The sequence below is a fragment of the Nocardioides sp. B129/18 genome, from assembly GCF_055282735.1.
The window spans coordinates 28,301-38,419 of sequence record NZ_JBUZJI010000023.1 but is presented as its reverse complement, the minus strand read 5'-3'; the positions used below and the strand labels follow the sequence as shown (position 1 = coordinate 38,419).

At 75.2% G+C, this 10,119-nt stretch carries 10 protein-coding genes; 4 read left to right on the top strand and 6 right to left on the bottom strand.

The window, feature by feature from the left end; all coding sequences use genetic code 11:
• Positions 1-3 precede the first annotated feature (3 nt).
• From uraH to ACZDWJ_RS15370, 6 genes are all read right to left on the bottom strand, one after another.
• Positions 4-327, bottom strand: a complete 324-nt coding sequence (uraH, locus tag ACZDWJ_RS15395; protein ID WP_463522223.1) for a hydroxyisourate hydrolase — start codon at positions 325-327, stop codon at positions 4-6.
• Positions 324-854 (bottom strand): 2-oxo-4-hydroxy-4-carboxy-5-ureidoimidazoline decarboxylase, encoded by a 531-nt coding sequence (gene uraD, locus ACZDWJ_RS15390; protein WP_463522221.1) that lies wholly within the window; start codon positions 852-854, stop codon positions 324-326. Before uraD ends, uraH begins: the two co-directional genes overlap by 4 nt.
• A 147-nt stretch (positions 855-1,001) precedes the next feature.
• Positions 1,002-2,525, bottom strand: coding sequence for an AtzH-like domain-containing protein (locus ACZDWJ_RS15385; protein WP_463522219.1), 1,524 nt, complete (start codon positions 2,523-2,525; stop codon positions 1,002-1,004).
• The gene (locus ACZDWJ_RS15380; protein ID WP_463522217.1) at positions 2,522-3,598 is read right to left on the bottom strand and encodes an acetamidase/formamidase family protein; all 1,077 of its coding nucleotides are present in this window, start codon (positions 3,596-3,598) and stop codon (positions 2,522-2,524) included. Before ACZDWJ_RS15380 ends, ACZDWJ_RS15385 begins: the two co-directional genes overlap by 4 nt.
• A 58-nt stretch (positions 3,599-3,656) precedes the next feature.
• Positions 3,657-4,082: a pyridoxamine 5'-phosphate oxidase family protein gene (locus ACZDWJ_RS15375; protein WP_463522215.1), complete on the bottom strand. Its 426-nt coding sequence runs from the start codon at positions 4,080-4,082 to the stop codon at positions 3,657-3,659.
• Entirely contained in the window at positions 4,079-5,845 is a 1,767-nt protein-coding gene (locus ACZDWJ_RS15370; protein ID WP_463522213.1) for a dolichyl-phosphate-mannose--protein mannosyltransferase, read from the bottom strand. Before ACZDWJ_RS15370 ends, ACZDWJ_RS15375 begins: the two co-directional genes overlap by 4 nt.
• A gap of 59 nt (positions 5,846-5,904) precedes the next feature.
• Between ACZDWJ_RS15370 and rsmI the strand changes: the two genes are divergently transcribed.
• From rsmI to ACZDWJ_RS15350, 4 genes are all read left to right on the top strand, one after another.
• Entirely contained in the window at positions 5,905-6,825 is a 921-nt protein-coding gene (gene rsmI / locus ACZDWJ_RS15365) for a 16S rRNA (cytidine(1402)-2'-O)-methyltransferase (RefSeq protein WP_463522211.1), read from the top strand.
• A complete protein-coding gene (locus tag ACZDWJ_RS15360; protein ID WP_463522209.1) occupies positions 6,822-7,685 on the top strand; it encodes an alpha/beta fold hydrolase in 864 nt (287 codons plus the stop codon). Before rsmI ends, ACZDWJ_RS15360 begins: the two co-directional genes overlap by 4 nt.
• On the top strand, positions 7,682-8,554 hold the full coding sequence (locus ACZDWJ_RS15355) for a TatD family hydrolase (RefSeq protein WP_463522207.1): 873 nt from the start codon (positions 7,682-7,684) through the stop codon (positions 8,552-8,554). The genes ACZDWJ_RS15360 and ACZDWJ_RS15355 overlap by 4 nt, the downstream gene beginning before the upstream one ends.
• Positions 8,555-8,968: 414 nt before the next feature.
• A complete protein-coding gene (locus tag ACZDWJ_RS15350) occupies positions 8,969-10,072 on the top strand; it encodes a ubiquitin-like domain-containing protein (protein ID WP_463522205.1) in 1,104 nt (367 codons plus the stop codon).
• Positions 10,073-10,119 lie beyond the last annotated feature (47 nt).

The window sequence follows — 10,119 nt, the reverse complement described above, 5'->3', positions numbered from 1 at the left end:
GGCTCAGCTCCCGCGGTAGGTGGTGTAGGCGAAGGGGCTCAGCAGCAGCGCCAGGTGGTGGTGCGGCTGGGCGTCGGTGATCTCGACGACCAGCTCCACGGCGGGGAACAGCGTCGCCCGCTGCTGGGCGGCGAACCACGGCCCGGTGGCGAAGGCCAGCCGGTACGCGCCGGGCTCCACCGGATCGGGGAGGCGCAGACGACCGTCGCCGTCGGTGCGGCCGCTGGCCACCGGCGTGCCGTCGACGCCGGCGAGCACCACCTCGACGCCGGCGGCCGGCGCGCCGCGGGCGGCGTCGAGCACGTGGGTGGACACGGTGGGGCTCATAAGGGCTCCTCGACAGCGGGATCGGCGGCGGGATCGGGATCGAGCAGGTCGGCCAGGCGCAGCAGGGTGATCTCGGCGAGCTGGGCGGCGACGACGACGCGCTCGGTGGCGTCGTCGTGGCCCAGGCGCTGCTCGAGCAGGGCCAGCAGCTCCTCGGCGTCGCGGCCCTTGGCGCGCACCAGGTAGATGCGGCCGAAGCGCTCCTCGTAGGCGGCGTTGCCGGCGGCCAGGCGGGCGCGCACGCCGTCGTCGTCGCCGACGCCGGCCTGCTCGCGGCGGCTCATCGCGGACGCCGCGTCGCCGCCGGCGGGGCGCTCGCCGATGCGCGGGTGTCCGGCGAGGGCCCCCTCGACCTCGGCGTCGCTCCAGGAGGCGGCGAGCCGGGCGGCGACGTCGAGCGCGGTGGCGCGCTCGCGCAGGGGGCGAGCGTCGGCCAGGGCGGTGGCCCAGGAGTCGATCGCGACGAGCGGCGCGAGCACCGCGACGGCCTCCTCGCGGCTCAGGGCGTCGAGCTGCGCCACCTCCACCGAGCACCCCCGTCGTCGCCGTCCGCGACGCCGTGCGGGTCGCGGTGGCGTGAAACCTAGGAGCCTCGTGTCACCGGTCGGAGAAACCGCTGTTTCAGCGGTGTTGCTTCTTCGGGCCGGGGATCGCGCAGGGGATCGGGCCGGGGATCAGGCCAGGGTCTGCGCGAGCCGCAGGAGGTCGCGGTCGGTGCCGTGCGCGCCGACGAGGCACACGCCCGCGGGCAGCCCCGCCGAGGTGCGCACCGGGACGCTGACGGCCGGCAGCCCGCCGAGCCCGGCCAGGCAGGTCAGCCGCAGGGTGGCGGTGCGGACGGCCGCCAGCCGCTCGGCCAGGCCCGGGCCGGTCGCGGGGGCGACGGTGGGCGCCGAGGGCAGCACGAGCACCCGCTCGCCGACGAGCTCGCGGATGCGGGCCCGCGCCTCGACGACGACGTCGTAGGCGGCGTGCGCCTCGGCGTTGGTGATCTCCCGCGCGGCCTCGAACCGGCCGCGGACGTCGGGGCCCAGCGCGTCGAGGCGCTCCCCGATCCAGGAGCCGCGCACCTGCCAGGCCTCCCACGACTGCCAGGTGGAGTAGGCCTCGCGCCAGCGGTCGAGGTCGCTGAGCGGCCAGGTCTCGCGCACCACCAGACCGCGGTCGGCCACCCAGCGGTCGACCGCGACGGCCACGTCGGTGTCGGCCAGCCGCAGCAGCTCGGGGACGACGACGAGGTCGCGGCCCGACGCGTCGTCCTGCGGGGGCAGCAGCACCTCGCCGACGAGCGCGAGCAGGTCGGGCGTGCGCGTCAGCCAGCCGACCGCGTCGAAGGTCGGCGCGAGGGCGAGGAGGCCGTTGCGCTCGACGACGTCGTGGCTGGTGCGGATGCCGTAGAGCCCCTGGTAGGCCGCGGGCACGCGGATCGAGCCGCCGGTGTCGGTGCCGAGGCCGATCGTGGCGTGGCCCAGCGAGACCGCGCTCGCCGAGCCCGACGACGATCCGCCGCTGATGCGGTGCGGCGCCTGCGGGTTCGGCGGGGTGCCGAAGTGCGGGTTGGTGCCGGCCAGCGACCAGGCGAACTCGTCGGTGCGGGCGATGCCGCGCACGTCGGCGCCGGCCTCCACCAGCGCCGCGACGACCGCGGCGTCGCCCCGCTCGACCGGCGCCTCGCGCTCCCAGGTGGGGTTGCCGGCGCCGACGACGTGCCCGGCGACGGCGTAGAGGTCCTTGACGGCCACGCTCTCGCCGGTGAGCGGGCCGGGCCCGGCGCCCGGCACGAGGGGGTCGCCGACGACGCGCCAGATGCGGGTGTCGAGGGCCGGAGCGGGCACCGACACGTGGGCCGCGGTGACCTTCCAGCCGTCGGGCGTGCGACCCCACAGCTGGGTCTGCTGCCCTCGGCCGCCGCGCTCGAGCTCGGTGACGGCGATGACCAGCGCGTGGTCGGGGTCGGTGACCTGCACGTGGGTCTGCAGGATCCGCCGCCGCGGCGCACCGCCGCGTCCGCTGCGGAAGGCGCTGATGCGGTCGTGGCCCACCAGCAGGCCCGCGGCGTCGCCGCGCAGCGTCGTGGAGCCGGGCGCGAAGAGCCGGTCGAGCGTGGCGACGTCGTCGGCCATCAGCGCGCGCTCGTACTCCCAGAACGCCTCGACGAGGCCGGGCGGCACGGGCAGGGCGGGGCCGGTGGGGGTCATCGGTCGGCTCCCGTGAGGTGGGCGAAGTCGGCCTTGCGGATGCGGGCGTGCACGCCCTTGACGACGTCGACGACCTGCGAGATGTCGAAGTCGGTGGCCGCGGAGAGGTAGGCGTAGGCCTGACGCGGGTCCATGCCGTAGCGGGCCTGCAGCAGGCCGATGGCGGCGCGCACGCAGTTGGCCACCGCGACGTCGAGATCCTCGTCGAGGCCGGTGGGGATGAGGTGCTCGCGGGTCTCGGCGAGCGGGCCGACGAGCTCGCCGAAGCGGGCCACGGCGTCCTCGCGGGCGACGACGTCGAGCCGCACCCGCGCGCGCAGCGAGGCCTCGAGCGCGGTGAGCGCGACCTCGCCATCGCCCTGCGCGAAGTGCGGGTCGCCGACGTAGGCCAGCGCTCCGTCGACCTGCACCGGCAGGTAGAGGGTCGAGCCGACGGTGAGCAGGTTGACGTCGATGTTGCCGCCGTGGGCGCCGGGCGGCACCGAGTGCGGCCGCTCGCCACCGGGCACGGCGACGCCGATCAGCCCGAGGAAGGGCGCGAGCGGGAAGCGCGGCCCCTCGGAGGCGCCGGGGGTGAGCGCGATGGTGGCGTGCTCGCCGTCGTCGGTGACCCGCGCGAAGGCCGACCACACCTCGCCGTCGAGCGGGTACTCCCCGGGCAGCGCGCCGCGGCCGTGCCGGTTGGAGACGACGCCGTAGGGCACCCGCGGGGTCGTCTCGAGGATGGTGACGGCCAGCAGGTCGCCCACGTGCGCCCCGGCCACGTGCACCGGACGGCTCACCACGTGCGGGCCGTCCACGCCGAAGGTGCGCGGGTGGTCGGAGGCCGCCAGCGCGATCGCGTCGGCCAGCACCGGCACGTCGTGGGGGGCGAAGAACCGCTCGGGGTCGCGGCCCTGGTCCTCGAGGATCCCCTCGTGGCTGAGGGTGTCGAAGGTGACCTCGGCGCCCGGCTCGACGTGCAGCAGCGGCGCGTCGGCGGCGCAGGGCAGCCGGCCCCACAGCACCTGGTCGGGGGAGGAGGCGACGTAGTGGTCGCCGACCACCCCGTCGCCGAGCTCGAGCACGGACATGGCCGCGAGCCTAGGGGGCCGATGTTGCGCGCGGGTTCCGGCGACCGCTCCGGCGCGATCAGGCCTCGCGCAGCAGCCCGGGACCGAAGACGAAGCGGCGCACCTCGATGCGCAGCGCCACGCGGGCCGGGTTCTCCCGCGGCTGCCGGTAGCGCGAGGCGTACCGCTCGACGGCGCGGGCCACCGAGGTGGCGTCGTCGCGCAGCTCGGCGGTGCCCTCGAGGGTCGACCAGCGGGCGCCGTCGACCTGGCAGGCCGCCACCTCGCCGGCGCCGGCGTCGCGCAGCACGTGGCGGGCCTTCAGCGAGCCGGCGCTGGTGATCACCCACGCGCAGCGCTCCTCGACGTCGAGGGCGACGCCGACGGGCACCACGTGCGGGCGTCCGTCCTTGCGCAGGGTGGTGAGCGTGCACAGGTGCCGCTCGGTCCACATCGCGAGGAGCGGGGCGGGGATCTCGTCCCAGCCGGGGGTGAAGGAGGTCATATCCACCTGCTGAGCCAGATCCGGTCGAGCCACTCGCCGTGGGTGAGCAGCCCGTTGGTGAAGATCGGCCAGAACCACGCGAAGTTCGCCACCACGGCGACGACGAAGGTCCCGGCGATCACGACGCCGACGGTGCGGCGGCGGGTCGGGGTGCGGTCGGGGCCGATGAGGCGTCCGATCGCGAGGGTGAGCGCCAGCACGACGAACGGCAGCGTCACGACGATGTAGTAGAGGAAGATCGGCCGGTCGGCGTACATCAGCCACGGCAGCCAGGTGGAGCCGACGCCCACCACGGCCAGGCCCGCGCGCCAGTCGCGGCGGCCCAGCCACATCACCAGCGCGAACACGATCGCGACGACGCCGCCCCACCACAGCGCGGGCGTGCCGATGAGCAGCACCTGACGCAGGCAGTCGCTGCCGGCCGGCGCCTCGCAGCCGCGGGTGCCGGGCTGGATGCCGGTGTCGGCGGCGACGCCGACGGGCCGGTTGAGCAGCAGCCAGCCCGCGGGGTCGGAGGCGTAGTCGTGCTGCGCGCACGCCAGGAAGTGGGTGTGGAAGGTGTAGACGTCCTGGTGGTAGTACCAGAGAGAGCGCAGCGACTGGGTGACCTCGCCGAGGCCGCGGGCGTCGGGCTCGGTGGCCGTCGGCCAGCGCTTGTCCGGGTCGAGCCGGGCGTCGATCGACTCGCCCTGGCAGGGCCCCTTCACGCCGACGAACTGGGTGTACTGGGTGGAGGAGAGGCTCTTCTCGTACGCCGAGGCGTGCACCAGCCAGCCGCTCCAGGTGGCGACGTAGACGATCAGGCCGACGCCCACGAGGTAGCCGAAGGCGGGCAGCCCGTCGACGACCAGCGCCCTCGGCCACGACCACCGCACGCCGAAGGAGCGACGCGCCCCGGCGCTCCAGGCCACCATGAGGATGCCGAACGCGGCCAGGGGGTAGATCGCGGTCCACTTGGTGCCGCAGGCGAGGCCGAAGCAGACGCCCGCCGTGAGCAGCCACGGCCGCCACAGCAGGGCGCGGACCGGACCCCACGCGGCAGGATCGTCGATGCGCTCGGGCACCAGGCGGGCCAGGCGGGCGCGCATCCAGAACCGGTCGTTGACCAGGCACGAGACCGCGCAGAGGGTGAAGAAGGCCAGGAAGATGTCGAGCAGGGCCAGGCGGGAGAGCACGAACTCCAGACCGTCGAACATGATCAGGACGCCGGCCACCAGGCCGAGCATCGTGGAGCCGGTGACGCGTCGCGCCAGGCGGATCATCACCAGCACCATGAGCGAGCCGACGACGGCCGAGGCGATCCGCCAGCCGAGCGGGTCCATGCCGAAGGCCTTCTCGCCCAGGCCGATCAGCCACTTGCCGACCTCGGGGTGCACGATCATCGACGGCTCGGAGGTCCACAGGCCCTGCGTCTGGCCGGCGAGGATCTTGTCGTTCGCGTCGGCGACGTAGCCGTGCACGTAGCCCTGGTTGATCAGCGACCAGGCGTCCTTGGCGTAGTAGGTCTCGTCGAACTCGAACTCCTTCGGCGTGCTGAGGTGCCACAGCCGCAGGGCGAACGCGAGGAGGGTGAGCGCGAGGGCGCCGGTCCAGCCGACGACGGGGTCCTCCAGATCGAGCCGGCTGCGCGCGCGGGCCCAGGCGCTCGGACGCGGCACGCCGTCGGCGTCGCGGTCGAGCACGGTGCGGCCGGTCGTCGCGGGGCCGGTCCGCGGTTCCGTCCGGGGCGTCGGCGCGGGGGCGTCGGCGTCGTCGGTGCTCACGAGGGAGCACTGTACGGGCGGGGGCCGAGGCGGTCCGCCGCTCCTGCGATGATGCGGCCATGACGGCCCCCACCGCTGACGGCTCCTCCGGCGAGTCCGGTGAGGCCGGCGTGCTGGTGCTCGCGGCCACGCCCATCGGGCGCGTCGCCGACGCCGCACCCCGGCTGGCCGAGGAGCTCGCCGCCGCCGACGTCGTCGCCGCCGAGGACACCCGGCGCCTGCGCCGCCTGACCACCGACCTCGACGTCGCCCTCGCCGGCCGCGTCGTCTCCTACTTCGAGGGCAACGAGGCCGCCCGCACCCCGGTGCTGCTGGAGGCGCTGCTGGCCGGCGAGCGGGTCCTGCTGGTCACCGACGCCGGCATGCCGAGCGTCTCCGACCCCGGCTACCGGCTGGTGGCGGCCGCGGTCGAGCACGGCGTCCGGGTGACGGCGGTGCCCGGCCCCTCGGCGGTGCTGACCGCGCTGGCGGTCAGCGCCCTGCCGGTCGACCGGTTCTGCTTCGAGGGCTTCCTGCCTCGCAAGGCCGGCGAGCGCGCCCGCCGGCTCGCGGGGCTGGCCGCCGAGGAGCGCACGATGGTGTTCTTCGAGGCGCCGCACCGCACCGAGGCGGCGCTGGCGGCGCTGGCCGAGGCCTTCGGCGACGACCGCCCCGCCGCGGTGTGCCGCGAGCTCACCAAGGTGCACGAGGAGGTCGTCCGCGGCCCGCTCGCCGATCTCGTCGCCTGGGCCGCCGACGGCGTCCGCGGCGAGGTCACCCTCGTCGTCGCCGGCGCCACCGCGCCCGCCGTCGACGCCGACCCCGACGCCCTCCGCGCGGCCGTGGCCGAGCGGGAGGCCGCCGGCACCCCCCGCAAGCAGGCCATCGCCGACGTCGCCCGGCTGGCCGGCGTCCCCAAGCGCGAGGTCTACGACCTCGTGCACCGAGCAGTCCCTCCCGCCCACCGTGCCCCCGCCCCGGGGGAGAGGAGCACCCCGTGAGCCCCACCGACCGCCTCACCTCCTTCACCCGCGACGGCCTGGTCTTCGACGTCGTCGACGCCGGCCCCCTCGACGGCGACCCGGTCGTGCTGCTGCACGGCTTCCCCGAGCGCGCCAGCTCCTGGGAGGCCGTCGCGGCGCTGCTCCACGAGGCCGGCCACCGCACCTTCGCCCCCGACCAGCGCGGCTACAGCCGCGGCGCCCGGCCGCGCCGCGTGCGCGACTACGCGGTGCACCACCTCGCCGACGACGTCGCCGCCCTCGTCGGCGCGATCGGCGAGACCACCGGACGTCCTGGCCCCGTGCACCTCGTCGGCCACGACTGGGGCTCGGCCGTCGGGTGGGCCACCGCCGCACGCCACCCGAGCCTGGTGGCGTCGTGGACGGCCGTCTCGGTGCCGCACCCCGCGGCGTTCCTGCGCGCCGAGGTCACCTCCACGCAGTTCCTGAAGTCCGCCTACTTCCTGCCCTTCTGGACCCCGCGCCTGGTGCCCGCGCTGGCCCGCCGTCGCGGCGGCCTGGTGCACCGCACGCTGCTGAGGGCCGGCATGACCCAGGCCGACGTCGACCGCTTCCACGCCGAGGTCGTCGAGGACGACGTCCTGCCCACCGCGCTCAACTGGTACCGCGCGATGCCGCTGGGCGACCGCGGCGTCCTGCGCGGCCGCGTCACCGTGCCCACCACGCTGGTGTGGTCCGACGGCGACGTCGCCATCGGCCGCAAGGGCGTCGACCTCACCGCCCGCTGGGTCGACGCCGACTACCGGCTCGTCGAGCTGCCCGGCGTCAGCCACTGGATCCCCACCGAGGAGCCGCGCGCGCTGGCCGACGCCGTCCTCGCGCGGATCGCCGCGTCGTGAGCCCCACCAACGAGAGCCGCGAGCAGCGCACCGAGCGGCCGCCGGCGCCCGAGCCGCTGCCGCACCCGGTGGTCGACAACCACTGCCACCTCGACATCGGGCGCGGCGACGTCGGCGTCGCGCCGCTCGACCTCGAGGACGCCTTGGCCCGCGCGGCCGCGGTCGGGGTGCCGCGCATCGTCCAGATCGGCTGCGACCTCGAGCGCGCCGCGTGGGCCGTCGAGGCCGCCGCCGCCCATCCGCAGCTGGTGGCCGGTGTCGCGCTGCACCCCAACGAGGCGCCGCGGGTGGCGGCCGAGCAGGGACTCGACGCGGCGATCGCCGAGCTCGAGCGGCTCGTCACCGCCCACGACCGCGTGCGCGCCGTCGGCGAGACCGGCCTGGACTTCTTCCGCACCGGCGAGGACGGCGTCGCCGCGCAGATCGAGTCCTTCCGGCGTCACATCGACCTCGCCAAGCGCACCGACCGCACGCTGGTCATCCACGACCGCGACGCCCACGACGCCGTCCTCGAGGTGCTCGACTCCGAGGGCGTGCCCGATCGCTGGGTCATGCACTGCTTCTCCGGCGACGCCGCCTTCGCCCGCGCCTGCCTGGACCGCGGCGCCTTCCTCTCCTTCGCCGGCACCGTCACCTTCGGCAACGCCGGCGCCCTGCGCGAGGCCCTCGTCGTCGCGCCGCAGGACCGGATCCTGGTCGAGACCGACGCGCCCTACCTGACCCCGACGCCCTGGCGCGGCCGCGTCAACGCCTCCTACCTCGTCCCGCACACCGTGCGGACGATGTCGCAGGTGCGCGGGGAGGACCTCGAGGGGCTCTGCGCGGCCATCGACGCCACGACCGAGGTGGCCTTCGGCGGCGCCTGGTAGGTCTCGGACGGGGTGAGGACGGACTCTCACCGTTCTCTCACGCTCGCTCCGGCCCGATGGCGAGAACCCTGCTCTGACCTGCGAGAACACCTCCGATAGACACCCCTCCTCACCGACGAGAGGCTCCTCACAACCGGCCTCGTCGGTTTGCCTCAGGTGCGCGGAGCCTGTTCCGATAGACGCTCGACGGCCGGGATCGGGACACGAGTTCGGCCAGCGCACACCATCGCGGGACCACCCCGCGCGGCCGTTTCTCGAGGGGGCCGCCGCGGGCGACCAGGACTACGGTCCGCCCCGCCGCGCTGGCTCCCGAGGCCCGGGAAGCACGACGTTCGGAGCAACGTGCAGCATCTCTCCAGGGTGGCCCGCTGGGCGTCCCCTCGACTCGACCGCGCCAGCAACCACCGGGGCCTGATGGCTGCCCTGACCACCTTCGTGGTCCTCGCCGTCGCCGGCTCGACCCTCGGATACCGCGCCATGGCGTCGGACACCGTGACGCTCAGCCTCGACGGCAAGCAGCGCACCGTGTCCGCCAGCGGCGGCACCGTGGGCGACCTCCTCGCCGACCAGGGCGTCGACCTCGGCCCGCACGACGTCGTCGCGCCGTCGGTCTCGACCCCGATCGAGGACGGCAGCGCCGTCAGCGTCCGCTTCGGCCGCCAGCTGACCCTCGAGGTCGACGGCAAACCGAAGACCTACTGGGTCACCTCCAGCACCGTGGCCGGCGCGCTCGGCCAGATCGGCCGCGAGTTCCGCGGCTCGGACCTCTCGCTCTCCCGCGGCGGCGCCATCGACCGCTCCGGCGCGACCCTCGAGGTCGTGACGCCGAAGCGCCTCACCGTCGTCCTGGCCGGCGCCAAGCCCGCCAGGCGCTACCTCGCCGCCGCCACGGTCGGCGACGTCCTCGCCGACCTCGGCGTCAAGGTCGACAAGCGCGACCGCGTCTCCCCGTCGCTCTCGCGCCGGGTCGAGAACGGCGACCGCGTCGTCTTCACCGACGTCAGCGTCAAGACCCGCCGCGTCACCGGCGAGGCCGTGCCGTTCGGCACCGTCAAGCGCACGGACTCCTCGATGGCGCAGGGCACCACCAAGGTCACCCGCCAGGGCCGCGACGGCGTCCGCGACGTCACCTACCGCGTCACCTACTGGAACGGCGAGGTCCGCGTGAAGTCGGTCGTCGCCCAGACCGTGCGCACCGCCCCGGTGAGCCGCATCGTCACCGTCGGCACCAAGAAGCCCGTCCAGCGCAGCACCGCCACGAACTTCGCGAGCGGCAGCACCGTGTGGGACCAGCTCGCGCAGTGCGAGTCCGGCGGCAACTGGGCCATCAACACCGGCAACGGCTACTACGGCGGCCTGCAGTTCAACCTCGGCACCTGGCGCGCCTACGGCGGCTCCGGCCTCCCGAGCGAGAACTCGCGGGAGACCCAGATCGCCATCGCCACCAAGGTGCGCGACGCCTCCGGCGGCTACGGCGCCTGGCCGGGCTGCGCCTCCAAGCTCGGGCTCCCGACCTGATCGGGCCCGACCCCTCAGCAGCGGCGGCTCCGGCCGGGGACGACACC